This is a genomic window from Mangrovibacter phragmitis, assembly GCF_040429585.1.
GTDB lineage: Bacteria > Pseudomonadota > Gammaproteobacteria > Enterobacterales > Enterobacteriaceae > Mangrovibacter > Mangrovibacter phragmitis.
Window position 1 is genome coordinate 5,004,747 of record NZ_CP134782.1, and the last position, 20,974, is coordinate 5,025,720.

Here is a 20,974-nt window from a genome sequence, read left to right on the forward strand (position 1 = left end):
GTTAGCGCAACTCCGTGCGTGTGACGCTCTATGTGTAAGAAGGCCTTCTGCGGCTAGAACTTTTCTTCTTGATGACGAATGTGACATTGATTCCTCCTTTAGCCTAAATTACTCCCCATATAAGCATTATGCGATAAGAAAAATAACGATGTTTCTCGCTAGCTTCAACCGGGAAACACCGTAAGCGCAATTTCGTAAACGGCAATAGCTGAAGTTGGCAATAGTGTCCGCTGTTCGCTCATAGCGGACCTTAGCCCGCCGTCAGTCCGCTGTGTGCCAGAAGCGGACAATTCAAATACGCCGCGCGGTGTCACTTAGAGGGGGGTTACAGGATTTACCTGTGATCAAATGCAATAGAAAAGGAGCAAATATTCTTGAGGCTGCAGGGAAGTGCAACCTCACTGATATGACTATGGAAAACGGTTAATTATTTCTTTGCTGCTCGAATCAGGCCGTCAAGCCATTCCTGATGACCATTAAGCATTGGGTTCGGGCGGGTATTTGCCAGATCTTTTGCCGGGACTCCGTTCTGTGTTTCCTGCGTCAGGATACGGACCCTGTGACCGGAAAGATCCTCTAGTAGCCACGCATGATGAACATCGAGTCGTTGAGCGGTATTTTCTTCACCAGACCATCCGTGCCATGCCAGACGAGCAGGTTTACCTTCAGCAGGTGGAACAAACTCCACAACCTGAGCTTCAACTGGGAAACCAAACGTGCTGAAGTAGAAGCGCACCCCATTTTCCAGTTCTGGACCTTTGTTGTCATAAAAGCGCACATCGGCGGAATTTTTATAGTATCCCGGCCATAGCAATGGCTGACTCAGGAGCGGCCATACATCATTGACGTTCAGACCTGAGATGATCATTTCATTCGAAACAAAGTTATCGGTAAAACCCGGAAGAAAGCCTTCTGGCCAGTTAATCGCGTACATAAATTTCCCCAATGGCGATAGTCAATTGCACTGTGTGTGCCGTTACGGCGTCAACAAGTTGGCAGTGATTATTGGCGCAATGAAGTTATAAGACGAATTGTCATTACTTATAATATTAATAAGTTAAATTATATCAGGACCAGGATGTTGGCTTACTTCAGCGCATAAAGCACGAACCCATTGATGACTTGGGTCACGATGGGTTCGTTCATGCCAAGCCATGCTCTTGGTAAAGCCAGGTACTTTCAGGGGCAAAGGGAGAATGATGAGATCGTTGCTAATCAAGACCATGCGGTGAGGTACAACTGCAATCATATCAGTCACTCGCAATATATCAGGTATCACCTGAAAACTATTAACCGACATGCCTACCCGTCGTGTCAGACTGAGCTTAGTCAGTGCTTCATCTGTAACACCAGTGAAGTTACCTTCTGAAGACACTAGAATATGTTCCTGTTTGCAAAATTGTTCGAGCGTCATTTCCGAACTCGCTGCCAGAGGATGATGACTTCGTGCTACGCAGACATAATCTTCTTCATAGAGCGCTCTTCCATGCAGGTCTTCGGGGGTTGTTTGCGGTGTTACCAAAGCCAGATCAACTTCACCCCGAGACAACTGCTGATACATTCGCTCATTGTCCACAGGCCGCACGGCGATTTTAATATATGGTGCACGTTGTTTTAGCTCAGCCATCAACGGAACGACAACTGCCTTAAGTGCATAATCCGTTGCGGCGATGGTATAAGTCAGTTCCGCCGTAATGGGATCAAATTCCTTTTTTTTCAGCAGAATAGTGATATCGGTGAGGATTTGTTTTACCGGCATAGAAAGTTCGTTGGCCCGTTGTGTGGGAACCATACCGTGACTAGTGCGAACGAAGAGTGGGTCGCCAAAATAATCACGCAAGCGAATAAGCATGCCACTGACGGCAGGCTGTGTCAGGGAGAGGCGCTGTGCAGCCCGAGTCACGCTTCCCTCATCCAGTAACGCATCAAGGGCTTTAAGAAGGTTAAGGTCGAGAGTTCTAATATCATTTTTCATAATGAAGTAGCCTGACAGATATAAAAATTTTAATTTAGGCTAAATGCTAAGGAAAGGGTTGTCTAGAAGGTTTATGAGGGTTTTCCTTTCGGATGATCTTCCATTTCTAGATGGTAACCCTTGTACAGATAAGTCCGCTTTTCGCTCATAGTGGACCTTTTGCTCAGTCAGTTCGTGCACTTCGTGTCAGGCGCGGACTGTCAATCATACAGTCGAACCGCATGAACCGGGGTATTTGTATATTGAGGTTATAAGGAAACGATGAGCTGTAACCTGGGATAACGTTCCAACCATTGCTTTGTAATGACCCGTTGTTTAAAACAATCCAACTTTTCACGTTCAAATGCAGGAGTCGGTCGTAAACGCAGTTCAAATAAGTCAGAAAGCCCATAAGGTGCAGTGATATCGAGACCTTCCTTCCCCAATCTGACAGCTACGGCCGTAGCTGTTTCAGGCCAGTGCAGTAAAGCATTTCCCGTTGAGGTATAGGGATGGTCACCATTACGTTGATGCATTCTGGCTTGATTCTTCACCGACCAGTTTAGCGAAGGTAACTGTTGCCTAAGCCTGCCTTCTGGATAGCTATCATGGTCTGGGCTACAGTGATCACAGTCAAACCAGACGACATCTACATCACCAGAAACAGGACTTAGCCCATACCCATGTAAGTGATCCCAGACAGCGTCTCGTACAAATCCCGCTCCAACCCAACCATCATTGAGCTCCAGTGCCCGAACCGCATGTAGGATCTTCATTCTTACAGGGTCATCTGACAATATTTTCTGCAATGACGTTTGGTATTCCATTCGTACCCCCTGTTGGATAAAGTTACCCACTGGCGGAAATATTATCAGCATCCTCCTGTCCATGTCCGCTTCACGCCCTGAGACATTCGACAAGCTTTTGATGGCTTCAGTAAGGGCTCATTACGCGCACCCCCAAGGGGACATTACAGCTTAGTGTTAACACCCTCATTCCAGACCTGTTCCCCCGGCGCGGTTAATGCTACATTGGCACAGCAAGATCATTCCCCCCACCAAAAATAGTAGGGCTATAGCCAGAATCAGGGCGCAAATGACACGTTATGTTACCCATTGTTGGTAACCCAAAATCGTTATAATGTGTAGGGATCTCCCTAAGGGAAATGCTTTCTGAAGTGCTGTCACGATATGCGAAGTCAGCGACGAAAATACGCCGCAAACTGAACTAATCTTCCTGATGGAGGACTGCACGTTTTATATACAGCCCGGCTATAAGGAACATCATCATGGCGACGCGTAACTATCGGCTGAATAATGACAACAATCCCCAGGAAAAAACCAGCACCCTGGATGGGCAGTCGCACAGGGCCGCACGGGCGCTGGACTCCTGGCGTTTAAAGTTTGACAATATTGCGCTGAGCAAATGTGGCGGAATGTCTCTGGAAAATGCCCGCCAGAATGCCGCAGAAATTTTTCCGATGCTGAAATTACGCTGGCAAAGCCACAATGATGATAACGTGGATTGCAGCGATATTCTTTCCCAGCTCCATACACGGGCAGATATTGTTCAGTTGATTATTATGTCTATCAACGTGGCGCAACACGCCATAATGACTCACGGTTTATTTTCCAGCGAAGCAGAAGCGCGCCTGTATTTAATGGGCCGGATAATGGACCATTACAAGGTGCCCCACCGTTTATAATCCAGGCAGAGCTGCCACCTCCACAGTATTCCCGCACCGGGTTCACATTATTCACCTCGCCCTGTTCCCATATAAAAAGCAGGTGTTAATATTCACCTGTTTATCCATACCCAATCTCACCGGAGCTTTGATGCTGGAGAATGTAATCATCTGATAATCAGCCTGCTGGCTCTACGCCACACTGGTTATCGCTGCGCTAAAACCTTACGCGAACACCTGCGGGTGTTGGCATGTTTTTGCACATGATGATTAACAGGTTTCAGTATGAATTTATCCCGTCAGGAACAACGGACTTTGCATGTACTCGCAAAAGGCGGGCGCATTGTACATACCCGTAATACCGCTGGTCGCGTTACCGCAGTTGAATGTTACAGCCGTGAAGGTTTATTGCTGAGCGACTGCACACTTGCTGTTTTCAAAAAACTCAAAACCAAAAAACTCATTAAGTCCGTAAACGGGCAGCCCTATCGTATTAACACGACCGGGCTGAATAACGTTCGCCCCCAACCGGACAACCGCTGAGGAGAGCACCATGGATATCCCACGTATTTTCACTATCAGTGAAAGCGCTCACCGGATCCACAACCCCTTTACCCCGGAGAAATATGCCACTCTTGGCCGGGCATTACGCCTGCAACCCGGAGACAGAGTACTGGACCTGGGCAGTGGCTCAGGCGAAATGCTGTGCACCTGGGCCAGGGACCACGCCATTACCGGCGTGGGTGTGGATATGAGCCCACTATTCAGCCAGCAGGCAAGGCAGCGTGCCGAAGCACTCGGCGTCAGCCATGCAGTGACGTTTATTCATAGCGATGCCAGTGGCTTTGTGGCCAGCGCCCCGTGCGATGTGGCCGCCTGTATTGGTGCCACCTGGATTGGCGGCGGTGTTGCCGGTACCCTTGCGTTACTGGAGAAAAGCCTGAAGCCGGGCGGCCTGCTGCTGATTGGCGAGCCATACTGGCGCCTGTTGCCGCCCACTGAAGCCATCGCCCGTGCCTGTGGCGCCACTGCACCAGGCGACTTTCTCACACTGCCGGAACGGGTTGCTTCATTTAGTTCATCCGGCTACGACCTGGTGGAAATGGTGCTGGCAGACCAGGACGGCTGGGACAGGTACGAAGCGGCAAAATGGCTGACAATGCGCCGCTGGCTTGATGAAAACCCGGGTGATGACTTCGCCGGGGAAGTGCGGGCGCAACTCACTGAAGCCCCACTCCGCCACGTAACATACACCCGTGAATACCTGGGCTGGGGGGTATTCGCCTTACTGGCTCGTTAATATTCATCAGCCAGGCAAGCCTGAAAGCAAAAAGGCCGGCATACCCAACTGGGTAACCGGCCTTTTTCTTGTGGAGCGGCCGCAAAAGCAGAACAAACGGGCGCTCAGAGCAATTCACTGTTATGAGCAAGCGCGGCGCTTCACTGAACCGGTTTCACCTGTGCCACCCAGAGCGGTAAATCCCAGGTACCGCCCAGGCGCAGGTAACGGCACGACCCGGTACCACCTTCATGGCTTTTACGGAAAGCAGCGCCATCCCATACCCAGCTGGCATTCCACCAGCAATCGCCTATGCCACGGCCTTTCTGGCTTTCTGAAATTTCGCCATCGGTATAATCAGAACCCGATGTCGTCACTAACACCGGCTTGCCCGCCAGTGACTTGTCGATAACCCAGTAGCCATAACCCTCGTTATAAGCCGCCCGCCAGCACAGGGCTGAAATCAGGGAGTGACTGTTATCCAGAGGCTGTAATGTTACCTCGTTGTCGCCCGGCATCTGGCTGTCGCCCTGCTCTTGCGAGTCGCTCAGGTTATCGCACATGTCGTCTCCCCCAAGCGTTGCCAACAGTTGCGGCTTCAGTATTTTCAACTCTGGTGCCGTTAACGGGCGAGGCTGAGCGCTGGCCGTCTTCACTTTTTGAATTACCGGTGCCGGAATGGCCGCCAGCACACTGCTTTCCGGCTTATCGCCTTTTTTGGTTAATGCACCCGGCGTACCAATGCGCCCTTGTACATCATCCATTTTCAGCAATACGGCATAAGCGCCATCGCCAGAGAGCACGAACGGTTCCGGCCCGCCCTTAAATTCAACTTTACCGCTACCTTTAATGGCGGCAACCAGGCGCTGGGTTTGTTGTTGTGAAAGTTGCCAGTCGTCGTTTTTGGTCGGCGTTAATGCACCCGCTGGCTGGCCGTTTATCCACAGTGCCAGTTGAGCTACCGGTGTGCTTTCACCTTCGTCCACTTCAGCCAGCATCACTTTGCCGGTAACCGCACTGCCCGCCCCAGCTTTACGGGTTAACAGCACCGAGCCGCCTTGCCCTTCTTCCGGGCTGTAACCTGCTGCCCGGCAGGTGAGCGTGTTATCACACACCACTTCCCAGTTTTTGTGGCTGAACGACACTCCACTATCCTGAGCCAGCGCTGGCACGCTGCAAAACACCATGGCCAGTAACCCCACCGGAGTAATACCCTTCATGTCATCTCTCCATAATGAATAAGCAAGATTAATCACAAAAAAACAACTCACCAAAATCAGCCTGCCATATACGTAATATTCATGCTGAGAATACAACGTTGTTTTTTGCTGAATAGCACATTCTTGCGGCACAAAGCACCGCCATCGCTGGCTGTATTGCGCCAAATGCAGGAGTAAAATAATAAACAATGTTAACAGATGATTTATATATATAATTACTTATTATGAGACAACAATAACATACAGTTATGGAGCAACAGTGATGATCAAACGGGCAACATTAGCCGCCCTTCTCCCGGCAATACTTCTGGCAAACGGGTGCGATGATGCATCCAAAGACAAAGCGAATACCGCAGAAGCACCCACTACAGCGCAGGCCAGTAAAACGGCACCGGGCGCTAACGAACTGGATAAGCGGCTCGCAGAAATACGTGCACAATCCACGTCAGCAAAAATTGAAGAATTTAATCAGTTAAAAGATAACGACCCAAAGTTACTGCAGAAATCCGTAGTGGCAGAAGTTAAAAAACAACTGCCGTTATTAATTGATGATGCCACCATGATGTCGGATGTCTCATCGGAAGGAAACACGTTCACTTATAAATTCGTGATTAAAGGGCTCCCTGCCAGTATTACGAAGAATGAGGAATGGCGCAGTAATATGCAGAAAGTGATTATCAAAAACTATTGCTCCAACGATAACCGGGTGAAAGTTTTCCGCTCACTCTTCCCGGATGGGGCAGTTTATAACTACTACCAGGACAACGAACTGGTCTATTCCTGGAAAGCACAGCCTTCCATCTGCAAGGAATAGTGGCACCTGTGTGGCTGGTGTGGTTTGTGGTTAGTTACAGCCAGCCCGTTCTCAGAACGGGTTGGCGGCATGATTACCCTGCGCGGAGCGCCCTATGCCGGTATTTATTTTCTTAAAAAAAGGCAGCCAGATTGCTGTGGTGGAGAAAGCGGATGCCCCTGAGGCAGCCCGCCTGAAAGCACAAGGTTATGAACAGCAGTTTGAGGAAATTACCGCCCCCAATACCGCGAAAGCACTGGCCCGCTTTCGGGATATTAAACAAGAGGAAGAAGCAATACAGCATGGTTTTTCTACAGGTGCGGCGTTTTTTTCCCTGCTTGCCGTACTGATGATGATCATCGCCTTTTTCTTGCAGAGGTAGCCAACCTGCCTGGCAACACAGGGGGCCATTTACCCCACCAAAATAATTCATATTTTTTGAAAGAGATCTGCAAATTGTTTTGATTTTAATCACCTCATGGCAGGCCTATGATTGTTCACATCAGGGCAATACAGCCCTACCGAACAAAACTATTTAAGGAATACGACCATGAAATCCATCAAAACTTTCGTTGCAGTTGCCGCTCTTTCTGTTATGTCTTTCGGTGCTTTCGCTCAAAGCGTAACCGCCACCGCTTCCACCCTGGACGGCGCTGAAGCACAGATTGCGGCTCAGGCTAAACAGGCTGGCGCTTCTTACCGCATTACTGAAGCCAATGTGAATAACGGTGTACATATGACGGCTGAACTGACCAAATAAGCCAGTACCCAGGCGAAAAAAAACACCAGTCTGATGACAAACCTCATGTCCGCACAGAACGAGAGGATGTCACCCAATAAAAAACCCGGAAAATCAATTTATTGATTTTCGGCTGCTAACTAAAAAGAAGGAAAAACCACGCTTTTTCCTTCTTTTTCATCAACCTGAAACCACCTTAACCGGTGGTTTTTTCGTTTCTGAGCCCTCAGCCTTTACGGCTTGCCAGGGTAACGCCGGCAATAATGGCGGTAATACCTGCCAGGTGAAACAGGTGGAACGGTTCACCCAGAAACACCAGCGAAAGCACCACGCCGAACACCGGAATCAGGTGGATGCACAACCCGGCGCGGGCAGCACCAATAGTTTCCACACAGCGCCCGTAAAACCAGTAAGAAATAAACGACGGGCAAACGCCCAGAAACAGCACCGCCGACAACGTGGTGGCATTCCACTGCACCGCCAGCCCACTGATATGCTCATGGAGCCAGAGCGGAGACACCACCAGCAATGTGATAAGCACCTGCACCCACAGTAACCCCATGCGGTTAATTTCCGCCGGCAGTTTACGCAGCCAGAGTGTGTATAACGCGAAACTTGCCATGGCCCCGAGCAGCATCACATCCCCGGAAGAGAACGCCAGTTGCATAAGCCCCTGCAGGCTGCCCCGGAAAATAATCACCAGCACACCGCAAAATGACACCGCAATACCTGCCACCTGCAACCCGCCAAGGCGTTGCTGATAAAACAGCGCTCCAAACAGCATAATCAGAATAGGTATGCAGGAATTCAGCAACAGGGCATTGGTGCCGGACGTGTGGTGCAGACCGTAGTAAACCAGCAAACTGAACGCAGTAATGCCACTAAGCGACAGGGCGATAATGCGCAGTGGAACCTGCAAATAACGGCGAAAATCCCGGCGGATAAACGGCGCGGCAAAAGGGAAAATGACCACCAGCGCCACCAGCCAGCGGAAAAAGGTTAATGTTGCCGGGGGGATATCATTACGAATGGCCCGGCCGACAATAAAGTTACCGGCCCATAATAACGGCGGGATAATAAACAAGAAAAAGGCCACCAGCCGCGCAGGCGATGCACCGCTGGTTTTCTCCAGTGCTGCAGATGATTCAGAAGCCACCCTGTTACTCCTTATTTTTCTCCCCCGCACAGACCTGGCTGCACACCACGGGCAGAATACGCATTATTTTCCTCATCATCTCTGTTTTTCGGCTATCTGGCATTAACTGTTTGGCACTTTAATGCAAATTGTATGGGGGTGGGAAAAGCACGGAAGGCGTTGCGGGCGAAAGTAAATAACCCGCAAGAAGCCACCTACCACTACTGATTCAACTCTTGCAACAACCTTGTGTTGATATACAGTTTTTCGCGCCCCACAGCCATTTCTTCCAGCACACCAATATCAACCAGTTGCTTAAGGTATACGGATGCTGTCTGGCGTTTAGCCACACCACGTTCCACAAGGTTTTCAATCCGGCAATAGGGTTGAGCAAACAGCGCCTGGATAAGTTCATGAGTATAAATTTTGGGTAGTTTTTCACGCACAAACGCTGCGATTTCTGCCATCAAGGCCCGAATAACTGAAATTTTACTCGTCGTCCACCGTGACGCGCTTTCTACTGCATTCAGCATAAAGAGTATCCAGGATTCCCAATCGCCTTCTGCGGTCACTTTTCGCAAAAGGGTGTAGTAATCATCACGCCTTTCCAGAATAAAACGAGACAAATACAAAATAGGTAGCGAGAGCAGTTCTTCCTGAATTAAATACAGGATATTCAGTATACGGCCTGTTCGCCCATTGCCATCGGGAAACGGGTGAATGCACTCAAACTGATAGTGCGCAATAGCCATTTTCACCAGCGGATCTAAATCATCTTCACTGTGTATAAACTGTTCCCAGTTCGCCAGTAAATTACGGATGGCGTCTTCACCGACGGGTGGCGTATATACCACTTTGTTGTTCTGATCCCGCAAGACTGTACCCGGTGTTTTCCGGACATCTGTTTGCACGGCGCGCAATTTGGTACAGATAGCGACCGCGGTATTTGTACAGAGTGGACAGGTTTCAAGGTGGGTAAAACCATCATAAAGCGCAGTACGGTAGCGCAGCGCCTCTTTGGTTGCAGGATCAGCCTTATCTGCGTGATCTGCATACTGAAAAAGCTGATCGCTGGTCGTTACAATGTTCTCAATGCGCGAAGAATCTTTTGCTTCCAGCATGGGCAGAATATTTATCAGTAAACCCTGATCGGGGATCAACTCACCGGCCGTTTTCAGCTCGGCAATGGCTGCGCGCGCACTAATGCATGCTTTAAGAACATTGCGTGTTTCAACCCTATCCAGTTCGGGCGGCAGCACGGGCAGTGCGTTGTAAGGCGTTTGCGGATCCCAGTTCATATGTTTATAAAAACCGTTTTAATCGACACATCACCATACTATGCCGATACGCGACACACGTCACTCCAATATGTTTAAAAAAAAGCATTTTATCGACATATCACCAGAACGTGTCGATGCCATGAACATGTTTGAGCCATATGTTTAAAAAAACGTATTTTATCGACATATCGCCAGAACGTGTCGATACCGTAAACATGTTTAGGCTATATGCTTAAAAAAACGTGTTTTATCGACATATTGATGGTGAGTTGTTGTAAATCCGGGCAGCAACTTTAGCCTGGGTTGTGACTTATAGTCCGTGGCCTGAGCGGCAATACCAGGTCATGTTAGTGGGGTGAATAACATCTCTCACATTCAGGCGCATTTATGGGGCTCATTCACTGATGTAATCCGCCATGAAAGTGAGGCAGAACCCACGAAGGAGCAATTATCATGAGCAACACAGACTGGCATTCAGCAGATATTATTGCCGCACTGCGTAAGAAAGGGACTTCCATGGCCGCGATTTCCAGGGAAGCGGGGCTTGCATCTTCTACACTCTCGAATGCACTTACCCGCCCCTGGCCCAGAGGCGAAATATTGATTGCAACAGCAATTGGCGTGGATGCCAGCGAGATTTGGCCGAGCCGTTATTTTGACAAGCAGGGCATGCGGATAGACCGAGCAGCCATGATGCGCAGGAAGAATGCGGTTTGATTACTCAGCACGCCCGTAAAGGGCGTGTTTGGCGATTGAGCAGCGCCCATCTTCACAGTGTTGATTCTGGAGAACATGCGTTAACAATCAATATCAAGCACGAAGATCTGCGATGTGGCAACATATTTTTCATTCATAAACCGAATGAATTCCCACGGCCCCACCTCGAACTCTATCTCGCCAAAATTGGCATCAAAAAGGATACAGCTTGATTTAATCCTGTTATCAAGCACCACCACATGAACAATGTGTGAGAACGTGAATACAATCATATACACGCCGTAACCCATCGAGACGGTATGTTCCCAGCGGTCAAAGTAAAAACGAAAAGTGTAGGGAAGGTTATCGCTTTTTAATATACAGGTAATTGAATTGAGCTTTCCTGCTTCACAGGCGTAATACGCTGCCCGCTGCCTTGCGGTAAAGTGGCAGGCTCGCGAGAAATACTCCAGTTCCTGAGGTTTATTTCTCACCAGGTTACGGCAATATGCAATACTTGTGGCCGTGCACACGCCACCATTGATGCCATCGGTGTAACCGCCTTTTTTTGCATCAGCATTGATATCACATTTGAATCTGTATCTCATTTTCTTCCTGAAAATTCACAGTTATAGCGTAACAATAATTAATCACAGGCGTGCTTTTAAGAGGGACATGACTTACCCAATACAACCACTGCCTGCCTGAGTAGCAGGAATCGATTTTAGGTACCTGATCCGGGTAAGAAAAGTAGATGTTACTTACTGGTTTAGCCAGTATTTAGAATAGTTCCGGTGTTCATTTTTTAAGTAAGACGGTTTCATTGCCGGAACAAACAGAAAGGCAGACATAAACCATGATACACATAAAAACCTGCCTGACCGCCGCTGAGAATTCACAGGTTGTGCTTACCTCAAATTATTGCCATCGCCGGAAAGAAAGCCAGGCAGAACACTCAGCCGGTACATAGCATATAGGGAGTGAATGAGTTCCATACTAAATACCCTCCCTGAACACGGGTCAGCCGTATTCTTGGGTGATCTCTCTGCACATCGAAAACGTAGGAATTAAAAAAATCATCCGGAAGATTATCTTCCAGATATTTAGTTGTTATAAACTTATCTATGTCAATCCAGCCATTGGTTTTAGTTTTATAGGAAAATTTTAACTGGCGGTAAACATGCCATGACTGATTGATATTACCCTCCTGGTGCACATCGCCAAAGATGACAAACGTACCATCATTACCATCAAGGCTGAAGGAAATATTTGAGTTAAACTGGTGCCCTGTTGCAGGTAAAACAATATTCAGCCTGCTGGTGCAATTTACTTCTTCTGAATAATTCGCATGCCGTAACGTATAACCATTGAGGTTAAGTAATATTGCGCCCAGTACCAGAAAAGCAGCAACAACGGAAACGATAAAGTACTTCGTTCTACCTTTCACGCAGGTAAACTCCTTTGCAATTCGAGAAAACGGCACTGCCACCCTTTACCTGGGCACATCGGCTCAAAAAAACACGGCCATTGGCATGGCTCAGAAAAACGTTGTCAGTAAACAGCACATAGACCTCATCACCTGAGCATTTTGCATACTGGTTAACCACCCCAATGAGCTTCTCATTAATGGGTGTTGATTTGTCTGCCATATACACCGGGCACTGCCCTATTTTCCCTGCCAGCACCAGGTTTTGTTGAGGAAATTTAATTCCCTGAGCTCCGGGAAGTGGAAATACCAATAAAGCGGTAAAAATAACCAGTAACAATATACCGTATAAAACAAGCCACTCAGGACTGTGTTTTTTTATTTTTGAGGAACTGTGCCCTGCACTGGATAATTTTTCGCTTGTTGGACCTGGAGGAGAATCATTAATAGTTACCGAATCACTGGCAATCAGAAGCCCTTTTTTCGGAATGGTTTGAATCACTTCACACTCGCACCCTAATTCAGAGAATGTCCGCCTGATCTGGGAGATATGCTGATTAAGAGAATTACTGGATGGCACCAGGCCATAATCGTCCCATACATGCTTAAGTATGCCCTCACGGTCAATAATGCACCCCTGGTTTTCTAACAAATGGCACAAAATACGAACAGGTAATGTAGTCAGTGTAACAACATTATCAGTATTAGTAACATTCCAGACTGCACCGTCTTCCGGCCGAAATGCAATAACATGTTGTATTATATATATCATAATTATTTCTGACGGTTAATTTACAATACAAGAGAAGCCAGGTAATGAGAAAGCACCCTGAGATTGCCCGGTTTTGCATGTAAAAGTTGCTCTGCGCCTCGCTGAAAGAAACCCTGTTCTTGATGCTCAGAAACTTGTTCTTGACATGAAGACGTATACTGGCCGCATATAAGTAGTCACAAGGTGAAGCAAGCCCTGCCTGGCGACTTCTGGTTTATCCTTACTGGGAGGTAAGGAGAATGCATTGGCAATACGCAGAGTACTCCTCCCATTCAGGGCACCATTTATAACCTAATGCCCAAAGTAATGATGACCTGGCCTGGTACTTATGGCAACCCAAAGCTTCATCAAATACATCTTCATGCCCTCCAAACAACTCGCTATTAGCTTAGTAAACACCTCGTATTTTACTTATTAATTTATTAATCACTGTATTAACTCATGGTCATCACCTCCCGCAAATCAGAATTTAAATCTGTTTAAATTAAAAATTTAAACATTTTTATCTAAATTTTATCGTAAACAAAACATATGTTGCCAGAGAAAATCAATAACTTGATCCTGACTCGCATCGGCCAATAGCACAAAGAAGTCATTTAGTGATCCTGATTCATATTGGCCGATACCCATAACGAAATTATTTTTGATTAACCTAAATAACCTTGAGTAAACATCATGAAAAAGACTTTGCTGGCAGCCATTATGGTTCCAACCTTATTCGTCGCATCTCAGAGTTTTGCCGATGAAGGCGACGGCCCAACCCCCATTAACGTAAATGGCGGCGTGGTTCAATTCTCCGGTTCAATTGTTAACTCACCTTGCAGCATTTCTACTGGCACCCAGAGCCAGACAGTTGAACTTGGCCAGTACCGCGCAGCAGACTTCAAAAATATTGGTGATACCTCTCCGGCAACTGGTTTTAACATCACTCTCAAGGATTGCTCAGTAGACTCCTACAGCAATGTTGCTGTTAGCTTTAATGGTAATGCAGCCAGTAATGATACTTTAGCTGTTGAAGGTGGCGCAGATGGTGTTGGTATTCAGATCGTAAAAGACGGTAAAGCACTGGCGGTTAATGGCAACGGTTCAACTGACCCGACGGACCTTATTGAAGGTGCTGATAACAATATCTATTTCCAGGCACAATACGTTTCTATCGCCAGCACAGTGACCGCAGGCGCGGCAAATGCTGTGGCCGATTTTATTCTGCACTATAAATAATTTTCCCAATAGCGCCTCACGTAACAGTGAGGCGTTTTGAGGTGGTAATGAAATGAAAAAGTTAATCTCATTCATCCTTGGCCTTTCACTGTGCGTGCCATCTTTAGCTTTAGCAAACGGGGTTTCATTAAATACAACCCGAGTTATATATGCAAAAGATGCCAGGCAGGCAACAATCAGCTCAAGGAATAGCGCCAAAGAAACAACATATTTAATGCAAACCTGGGTTGAAGAAGAAACAGGGGAAAAATCGAAACGGTTTATCATTACGCCTCCGTTGTTAACGGCCCGGCCAGGTAGTGAAAACCTGATGCGCATCATTTTGAAAGATGGCGCATCATTACCTAATGACAGGGAAAGCATTTTTTACCTTAATTCTAAAGCCATTCCATCAGTAAACAAGGCAGAGGCTGAAGGTAAAAACTTGTTAATTATTGCCGCAATAACTCGCATTAAACTTTTTGTTCGGCCTTCCGGGCTTAAAATCGGCCCTGATGAAGCCCCTGGCAAACTGGAATTTAAAAAGGAAGGCACTAACGTTAAGGTCCGTAACCCTACGCCTTATTACATCACCATAAATAACTTGCAGGCGGGCTCTAAAGTTATTAGTGATTTAATGATTGCACCACAGGAAGAACAAGTTATTAACAATATATCTGCCAGTTCTCTTGCATTCAGCACAATCAATGATTATGGGGCAACAACCCAGCAGATAAAAGTTAACTTATAACAGGCTTTGTTTGATATGGTTATTTACAAGTGTAAAACAATATCTTCGCTTTTGATATTAAACGCATTGGCGTGTAATTCATATGCCGAGGAACTTTGGTTTCCTGAAAGCCTTATTAATGAAAGTGGTTCAGACAACACCGACCTAAGCGCTCTGCTCAATGGCCATCAAAACCCCGGTGTCTACTCAGTTGACATTTTCTTTAACCAGGGAAAAATAACCAACCGTGATGTAGAGTTTATCTCTTCCAACGAAAGTGCTGATAATACGGGATTAATTCCCTGTATCAGTACTGAGGAATGGCTACAGTTCGGAATCAAAGCAGAATTCTTACCTGCAACCTCAGAAGCACCAAACCAATGTGTCTCCCTTAAAGACTCTATTCCTTCGGCTACGATTCGGTTTGATTTTGAGAAACTTGCCCTGCACATTGATGTTCCGCAAATTGCACTTAACAATAAAGCCAATGGCTGGATTCCGCCAGAAAGCTGGGATAACGGCATTACGGCAGCCTATATCAACTATTATGCCAGTGGGCAAAGAGGCAGCACACCTTACTCCCGCAACGAACACCGCTATCTTCGGCTGGAAAACGGGATCAATATGGGTGCCTGGCGAATCAGGGATGACCGCACATGGACCGAAAGCTCGGTCGGCGGCATCACTGAATCCAGGTGGCAACATGGTAATACTTATATTGAAAGGGCTATTATCCCGTTAAAAAGCCGGTTGACACTTGGCGACAGTACAACTGAAGGCAACATTTTTGACTCAGTGGCAATGCGGGGTGCCCAACTGCTATCTGAAGATGCCATGTACCCGGATAGCCAGCGCGGCTATGCACCTGTTATTCGCGGAACCGCATTAACCAATGCTCAGGTATTGGTCAGGCAAAATGGGTATTTAATCTATCAGCTCAATGTCGCCCCGGGCGATTTTGTCATTGATGATTTATACCCAATGTACTCAAGTGGAGACCTGCAGGTTACTGTTATTGAATCTGACGGCTCATCACGCATCAATACGATACCATACTCTGCTGCCCCTTTAATGATTAGAGAAGGCCGCTATCAGTACGCCATTGCGGCAGGTAAGTTACGCAATAACTTATCCAATGAATTTGAGTCACCAACATTTTTGCAGGCGACTTTTTCCGTAGGGCTGCCTGGTGATATAACCAGCTACTCCGGGGTCCAGTACTCTGAAAAATATAAATCAGGTTTGGTAGGGGCCGGGATTAATCTGGGTAGCTTCGGGGCAGTATCCGGTGATTTAACCCATGCTAAAACAGAGCTCTCCAATAAAGAAGAAAGCAAGGGTCAGTCATTACGGTTATTATACAGCCGTTCATTGAACGAGACAGGCACCACATTTCAACTTGCTGGTTACAGGTATTCAACGAAAGGTTTTTATTCTTTCAATGAAAGTGCCTATAAAAATAGCACCATTAATGAAACAGATAACAATGTTGTATACGACTACATCACAAATAGTTACAACCGCAATGATATCCGTAAGCAACAACTACAATTAAATATTTCACAATCACTGTCAGAAATAGGCAGCATATATATTACCGGAACAAGGCAAACCTATTGGAATAAAAAAACTCCCTCCGACTCATTAATGGTTGGCTTTAACGGATATTACCGTGATGTAAGCTACAGTATGAGTGTTAACCACAGCAAGTATGCCGGTAATCAGGGAAGTGACCGTTCCTTATTCATGTCGCTCTCTTTTCCGTTTAATTTTGGCCGGGTACTTAATCGTAACCCAATTAACGTCAATCTCAGTGCATCAAGAGACAACAACGGTACATTAACACAGCAAACCGGCCTGAGTGGTTTGTTACTGGAGCAAAGAAACCTGAGCTGGTCAGTAAATCAAAACTACTCAAAAGAAGATTCTGGTGGCAGTGCCAGTGCCAGTTATCAGGGGAGTTATAACAATAGTTCTGTTGGCTATTCTTATAACAAAAACTACCATCAGTTAAGTTATTCTACCTCAGGTAGCATCCTGGGGCATGCGGATGGCATTACCCTTGGGCGGCCGATTGGGAATTCTGCCATTCTGGTTGAAGCCAAAGGGGCTGCCGGCATTGAACTACAGAATTCAAACGGAATTAAAACAGACTGGCGAGGATACGCCATATCGCCATGGGCGAATAATTACAGGCTCAACCGGGTGGCATTAGATAATACTTCATTAGATAACTTTATAGAGGTTCAGGGGTCTGTTGATAACGTAGTTCCTACCCGCGGCGCTATTGTTAAATCCAGTTTTGCCACTGTTAAAGGGTATCGCGCATTATTTACTTTAAAACATAATGGTAAGCCACTGCCATTCGGCTCTACTGTTGTTGCATCAGGTAATTATGGTTTAGTTGATGATGAAGGAAATGTATTCCTTTCCGGCCTGCCAGATACCGGTGAATTAACCGCCAGTTGGGGAAGTAAAGAATTCAGTTGTAAGGCAGAGTTTGATATTTCAAATTCTGAATCAGAGCATATTATTGAAAAAACACTAACTTGCCAATAATGGGATTTATCTATGATTATCAAAAAAAGAATTAACTTTATCTGCCCACTACTGTTTGCGATGTTTTTTTCCTCGTCGGCTTTCAGTGCCACAAATATGGAGATGAAAGTAACAGCAACAATTAAGGATGCTACCTGTAGTTTTGCAAAAGAACTCGGCACCATTCCTTTGGGGGAAGTAGACATAGCAGACCTCTCTACTACGGATATCTCACTGAGTAAAGAAGTGAAAGTTGAACTTAAATGTGGTAGCGATGCCAAATCAGTTTATTTGACGATGAACGGCACTGCCGCTACCAACGATACCTTTAAAAACGAAGGCACTGCCGCTGGCGTTGGTTTAAGAATTTTTGAAGATGCGGCCAAAACTAAAATTGTTATCCCTAACACAACTAAAATCGCACTGACCCCAAGTGCTCAAGCCGCATCGCATAATTTTACTTTGGGTATTTTAGCATTAGCTGGTGCAACACCTGGCCCGGGGTCTTTCTTATCTACAGTAACCATTGCTATTAGCTATTCGTAAAAAAGGAGTGGGCCCATAATGGGCCCATCGGAACATCCAATGAAATATCTTCTCATTGCTATTTTGGCATTCAGTAATTCATTCTCTGCTATTGCGGCCACACTCCAGTGTACAGCCAAAGGCTGGAGTGCCGGTAGAAATCATACTTCTTACCATACATCCCAATATTGGGATGAAATAATAACAAAGAACATTAAGTTAACGCTTCTGCGTGATAATATTAATTTTTTAACAGGCGCTGAGGTGATGTGGTCCGTGGGTAACGATAAGACTATGCTTTACTATAAGTATGCGTTGACAGGTAAAGAAGACCAGGCAACGCTCCTCACAACCTCAGGTAACGTAGTTTATTGTACCGGTGGTACCTACGATCGTTGTGATATAGGACGTTCTACTATACCACAGAGCTATGGCAGACGTTATAACGTGGATTTCACTATAAAGAAAGATATTACCGGAGATTTAAAAATAAAAGTCAGCGCCGACGATGGAAGAGTTGACGAATATTTTGTTCTAAATGCACCTGATATAATCAATATTGGCGACGCCGTTAGTATACCGGATACGCTAGAATTCACAGCCAGTAATGATAAAGATTCGCTCTTATCGCAAAAAGTTTTGGAAAAAAATAATGGCCCGGGTAGTATTACTATCAGGCCGTCTGGTGGTTTCAACGACTGGTACACAGATGCGGCTAAAAGTGTATTTATCTACCCATCCAGTACCGCCAATAGCAGCACTGTTCCATCCAGCACAACCTATACCAACAAAGTTGGCGAACCGATTTATATCAATTTAAAGGTTAATAAGGGTGCGACAAGTGCTGCTCACTCTCAACGATTAACAATAACACTAAACTGCCCTTGATTAGCGGTGCGGGCAACATCGTATTTTATATTTTGCTTCAGCTTATTTGTTGAAGGTATATAGGGTATATGTTTGCTCGCCAGTGCTTGTCTCTTTTCTGCGTTGTGCCGCCAAACAGCCTGCCCTGGTGGAATGTGCCAGCTCCTGCACTCAACAGGTATTAAGCAAGCGGCGCACCACCTGGTTGCGAGCCTGACCGTTACCTCCCAGCCCACCGCAAAGCCAGTATTTGAGCCAGACAAAGAGGAGGCCGGGATGTGCCAGTAGCGACTGGTAAGCCGTTTCATCAAAACCGCCCATCACTTGATTATCTATCAACTCTTTCTTTGTTGGCTGGGTGTTGCGACTGCGGGGTTTACAGCCTTCAGCGTTGGCGATTTCCCAAAAGCCGTCAGCTCGGAGCCGCCAGAATGGCATATTGGGGTAGTCAGTGCGCCGTTTGGGGCCAAACTCTTTTAACAAGTGAGTAAGCTGCTGGTGGATCTCCTGGCCGTAGTTGAACAGGCGCGGGTGGCCTGCTTTGTACTGGGACAACACATACAACAGCAGCAACGGCTTATGCGGCGCGCATACATCCCCCTGACGCCACACAGAAACGTTAGAGATGGCCGATTGCAGCGCTTCGCGAGATATCATAGGAGTTAACCAGGTAACAGACTGATGTTATTGCGATCATGCTCGCAAAAGCGGTGAAATTCAATTGTTGCCTGTTGAGTGCACCAGCATGGAATTCCCTCGCTGCTCGTGGTCGATTACCTGTAGATGAAACATGTCAGTGGCGTGAATTATCCTCTTCCAGCCAAACGCCCACACTGCTGCCGCATGCCATCAAAAATACACTCAGCAAGCTCAGGTGGAAACGACTCCGGAAGCAACGCAGATACACGCTCAATGACTTGTGGTGTGCTGGATATAATGTCATCCATCATGGACTCAACCTGTCGTCTTCCCAATCCGGTTAATTCACCATGATTGATCCAATGCCGCCGTTGAATTCTATAAATGTGGTAATAATTACTGCTGCCGCGAACAGCCATTGCCAGTTTGCATCTCTGCCAGGATATTTGATTATTACCATGGCCAATTACCGGCCATGCTGATAAAACATCATAAAGAGGCGTAAGGTGGTAACGGCTTTGTGGCTCAATAGCGATACTGAAATTTTTGGCATGGCCGTCAGTAGCAGCCATCAGCCAGAAAATAATTTGCGCCCTGAAGAACTGCTCTTTGTCCTGCTCAGCCTGATATGAATGACTCAGTATTTCCATAATATCGGAAATACCCGGCCCACCATCAGACTGGTATTTTCGTAACGGAGAAACACCCAAAGCCTGACACATATCCTCTTGTGGCAAACGAATGATCCATTGCCGATCGCCTGACCATCTTCTGTCGAAACGCTCAACCACTAATGCCTTTTGATCTTCAAACTGCGCAATCTGTGTTTTTGCTACAGGGATCCCGTAGTGCTCAAGAAGCAAAGAACATAGCCATTCATTTTCAACCGATGTACTCATATCCGCTTGCATGTTCCCAACCAACCCTAGCGGCAGCTTGAAGATATGCGTCGTCGGGGTATTACCTTCTGGTAAACACCATTGTTCTTCATGCCACAATAAAGCCGTTTTTTCCTGCGCACCGGCAATTGATAATCGCAAATCGTCAGTTTCGTCCTGCCGACCAGGCAACGATACCGCCGTAGTGTTACGCAATGTAGTCGCGATATCAGCTTCAGAAAGTGGGCGATAATTTACGGAAAATAAATCTGTGGGCTCTTCATCAACATTCAGTAACTGTATTGCACCAACGCAGTCTCTTCCCAGCTCAGCCAATAGATCAAAAGGCTCAAGGCTTTCAGACTGGTAACGCACAGCTAAACGCCTGCGTATACTTTCGCTGTCAGGCAATAAATTATCAAAATAGTCACGAACAACATTACCGCGCCAAAGCTGATTACCAGGAGTGAAAGGCAAAGAAAGCGATAAAGGTCTTCCCTGTTCATCCACTATCCATTCTGGAAAGTATTGCAATAAATCCTCGCCTCTGACCTTCTCCCAGAATCCGACCCGAATTCCATTCATCCATATTGCTAAACGCTGCTGTGTTCGACGCATA

General features: G+C 46.6%; 22 protein-coding genes and 1 pseudogene. 12 read left to right on the forward strand and 11 right to left on the reverse strand.

What is annotated here, in order from left to right:
• Positions 1 to 427 precede the first annotated feature (427 nt).
• The 3 genes from MPHASIOC01_RS24080 to MPHASIOC01_RS24090 form a co-directional block, all read right to left on the reverse strand.
• Entirely contained in the window at positions 428 to 934 is a 507-nt protein-coding gene (locus tag MPHASIOC01_RS24080) for an SRPBCC domain-containing protein (protein ID WP_353613453.1), read from the reverse strand.
• Between the two features lie 123 nt (positions 935 to 1,057).
• Complete coding sequence (locus tag MPHASIOC01_RS24085; RefSeq protein ID WP_353613454.1) at positions 1,058 to 1,975, reverse strand: LysR family transcriptional regulator; 918 nt, start codon at positions 1,973 to 1,975, stop codon at positions 1,058 to 1,060.
• Between the two features lie 248 nt (positions 1,976 to 2,223).
• Positions 2,224 to 2,781 (reverse strand): nucleotidyltransferase family protein, encoded by a 558-nt coding sequence (locus MPHASIOC01_RS24090; protein WP_353613455.1) that lies wholly within the window; start codon positions 2,779 to 2,781, stop codon positions 2,224 to 2,226.
• Between the two features lie 461 nt (positions 2,782 to 3,242).
• On the opposite strand from MPHASIOC01_RS24090, the gene MPHASIOC01_RS24095 reads away from it, so the two are divergent.
• The 3 genes from MPHASIOC01_RS24095 (at position 3,243) to MPHASIOC01_RS24105 (ending at position 4,938) form a co-directional block, all read left to right on the forward strand.
• Entirely contained in the window at positions 3,243 to 3,659 is a 417-nt protein-coding gene (locus MPHASIOC01_RS24095; protein WP_064598464.1) for a hypothetical protein, read from the forward strand.
• A gap of 264 nt (positions 3,660 to 3,923) precedes the next feature.
• Positions 3,924 to 4,181 (forward strand): YjhX family toxin, encoded by a 258-nt coding sequence (locus tag MPHASIOC01_RS24100; RefSeq protein ID WP_064598462.1) that lies wholly within the window; start codon positions 3,924 to 3,926, stop codon positions 4,179 to 4,181.
• A 10-nt stretch (positions 4,182 to 4,191) separates the two neighbouring features.
• A complete protein-coding gene (locus tag MPHASIOC01_RS24105; protein WP_064598460.1) occupies positions 4,192 to 4,938 on the forward strand; it encodes a cyclopropane-fatty-acyl-phospholipid synthase family protein in 747 nt (248 codons plus the stop codon).
• Between the two features lie 140 nt (positions 4,939 to 5,078).
• Here the strand turns inward: MPHASIOC01_RS24105 and MPHASIOC01_RS24110 are convergent, their stop codons facing one another.
• Complete coding sequence (locus tag MPHASIOC01_RS24110) at positions 5,079 to 6,137, reverse strand: DUF1176 domain-containing protein (RefSeq protein WP_353613456.1); 1,059 nt, start codon at positions 6,135 to 6,137, stop codon at positions 5,079 to 5,081.
• A 262-nt stretch (positions 6,138 to 6,399) separates the two neighbouring features.
• Between MPHASIOC01_RS24110 and MPHASIOC01_RS24115 the strand changes: the two genes are divergently transcribed.
• The 3 genes from MPHASIOC01_RS24115 to MPHASIOC01_RS24125 all read left to right on the forward strand — a co-directional run bounded on the left by MPHASIOC01_RS24115 (position 6,400) and on the right by MPHASIOC01_RS24125 (position 7,690).
• Positions 6,400 to 6,951 (forward strand): hypothetical protein, encoded by a 552-nt coding sequence (locus MPHASIOC01_RS24115; RefSeq protein ID WP_064598457.1) that lies wholly within the window; start codon positions 6,400 to 6,402, stop codon positions 6,949 to 6,951.
• Between the two features lie 94 nt (positions 6,952 to 7,045).
• Complete coding sequence (locus MPHASIOC01_RS24120) at positions 7,046 to 7,312, forward strand: hypothetical protein (RefSeq protein WP_064598455.1); 267 nt, start codon at positions 7,046 to 7,048, stop codon at positions 7,310 to 7,312.
• A 168-nt stretch (positions 7,313 to 7,480) separates the two neighbouring features.
• Entirely contained in the window at positions 7,481 to 7,690 is a 210-nt protein-coding gene (locus MPHASIOC01_RS24125; RefSeq protein WP_036106759.1) for a YdgH/BhsA/McbA-like domain containing protein, read from the forward strand.
• Between the two features lie 205 nt (positions 7,691 to 7,895).
• Here MPHASIOC01_RS24125 and MPHASIOC01_RS24130 read toward each other — a convergent pair whose 3' ends face one another.
• Together MPHASIOC01_RS24130 and fic are read right to left on the reverse strand one after the other, a co-directional pair.
• Positions 7,896 to 8,825, reverse strand: coding sequence for a DMT family transporter (locus MPHASIOC01_RS24130; protein ID WP_231889195.1), 930 nt, complete (start codon positions 8,823 to 8,825; stop codon positions 7,896 to 7,898).
• 200 nt (positions 8,826 to 9,025) lie between these two features.
• A complete protein-coding gene (fic, locus tag MPHASIOC01_RS24135) occupies positions 9,026 to 10,102 on the reverse strand; it encodes a protein adenylyltransferase Fic (RefSeq protein ID WP_064598453.1) in 1,077 nt (358 codons plus the stop codon).
• A 435-nt stretch (positions 10,103 to 10,537) separates the two neighbouring features.
• Between fic and MPHASIOC01_RS24140 the strand changes: the two genes are divergently transcribed.
• Positions 10,538 to 10,801 carry a helix-turn-helix transcriptional regulator gene (locus tag MPHASIOC01_RS24140; protein ID WP_353613457.1) on the forward strand — a complete coding sequence of 88 codons (264 nt, stop codon included), beginning with the start codon at positions 10,538 to 10,540 and terminating at the stop codon, positions 10,799 to 10,801.
• Between the two features lie 80 nt (positions 10,802 to 10,881).
• On the opposite strand, the gene MPHASIOC01_RS24145 is transcribed toward MPHASIOC01_RS24140, so the two are convergent.
• The 3 genes from MPHASIOC01_RS24145 to MPHASIOC01_RS24155 all read right to left on the reverse strand — a co-directional run bounded on the left by MPHASIOC01_RS24145 (position 10,882) and on the right by MPHASIOC01_RS24155 (position 12,978).
• The gene (locus MPHASIOC01_RS24145; RefSeq protein ID WP_353613458.1) at positions 10,882 to 11,388 is read right to left on the reverse strand and encodes a hypothetical protein; all 507 of its coding nucleotides are present in this window, start codon (positions 11,386 to 11,388) and stop codon (positions 10,882 to 10,884) included.
• A 347-nt stretch (positions 11,389 to 11,735) separates the two neighbouring features.
• On the reverse strand, positions 11,736 to 12,227 hold the full coding sequence (locus MPHASIOC01_RS24150) for a hypothetical protein (protein ID WP_353613459.1): 492 nt from the start codon (positions 12,225 to 12,227) through the stop codon (positions 11,736 to 11,738).
• Entirely contained in the window at positions 12,217 to 12,978 is a 762-nt protein-coding gene (locus tag MPHASIOC01_RS24155) for a winged helix-turn-helix domain-containing protein (RefSeq protein WP_064598447.1), read from the reverse strand. Before MPHASIOC01_RS24155 ends, MPHASIOC01_RS24150 begins: the two co-directional genes overlap by 11 nt.
• A 675-nt stretch (positions 12,979 to 13,653) precedes the next feature.
• Here MPHASIOC01_RS24155 and MPHASIOC01_RS24160 point away from each other — a divergent pair.
• The 5 genes from MPHASIOC01_RS24160 to MPHASIOC01_RS24180 are packed head-to-tail and all read left to right on the forward strand — an operon-like array spanning position 13,654 to position 18,859.
• Positions 13,654 to 14,199 (forward strand): fimbrial protein, encoded by a 546-nt coding sequence (locus MPHASIOC01_RS24160; RefSeq protein WP_064598445.1) that lies wholly within the window; start codon positions 13,654 to 13,656, stop codon positions 14,197 to 14,199.
• 52 nt (positions 14,200 to 14,251) lie between these two features.
• Positions 14,252 to 14,929, forward strand: coding sequence for a fimbria/pilus periplasmic chaperone (locus MPHASIOC01_RS24165; protein WP_064598443.1), 678 nt, complete (start codon positions 14,252 to 14,254; stop codon positions 14,927 to 14,929).
• Positions 14,930 to 14,944: 15 nt separating this feature from the next.
• On the forward strand, positions 14,945 to 17,467 hold the full coding sequence (locus tag MPHASIOC01_RS24170; protein ID WP_064598441.1) for a fimbria/pilus outer membrane usher protein: 2,523 nt from the start codon (positions 14,945 to 14,947) through the stop codon (positions 17,465 to 17,467).
• Between the two features lie 12 nt (positions 17,468 to 17,479).
• Complete coding sequence (locus MPHASIOC01_RS24175; protein WP_064598439.1) at positions 17,480 to 17,992, forward strand: fimbrial protein; 513 nt, start codon at positions 17,480 to 17,482, stop codon at positions 17,990 to 17,992.
• An 18-nt stretch (positions 17,993 to 18,010) separates the two neighbouring features.
• Positions 18,011 to 18,859: a hypothetical protein gene (locus MPHASIOC01_RS24180; RefSeq protein WP_064598437.1), complete on the forward strand. Its 849-nt coding sequence runs from the start codon at positions 18,011 to 18,013 to the stop codon at positions 18,857 to 18,859.
• Positions 18,860 to 19,102: 243 nt separating this feature from the next.
• On the opposite strand, the pseudogene MPHASIOC01_RS24185 reads toward MPHASIOC01_RS24180, so the two are convergent.
• Both MPHASIOC01_RS24185 and MPHASIOC01_RS24190 read right to left on the reverse strand, forming a co-directional pair.
• Positions 19,103 to 19,495, reverse strand: a pseudogene (locus tag MPHASIOC01_RS24185) (restriction endonuclease); the annotation flags it as partial.
• Between the two features lie 149 nt (positions 19,496 to 19,644).
• Complete coding sequence (locus MPHASIOC01_RS24190) at positions 19,645 to 20,973, reverse strand: type II toxin-antitoxin system HipA family toxin (protein ID WP_064598435.1); 1,329 nt, start codon at positions 20,971 to 20,973, stop codon at positions 19,645 to 19,647.
• Between the last annotated feature and the right edge of the window lies 1 nt (position 20,974).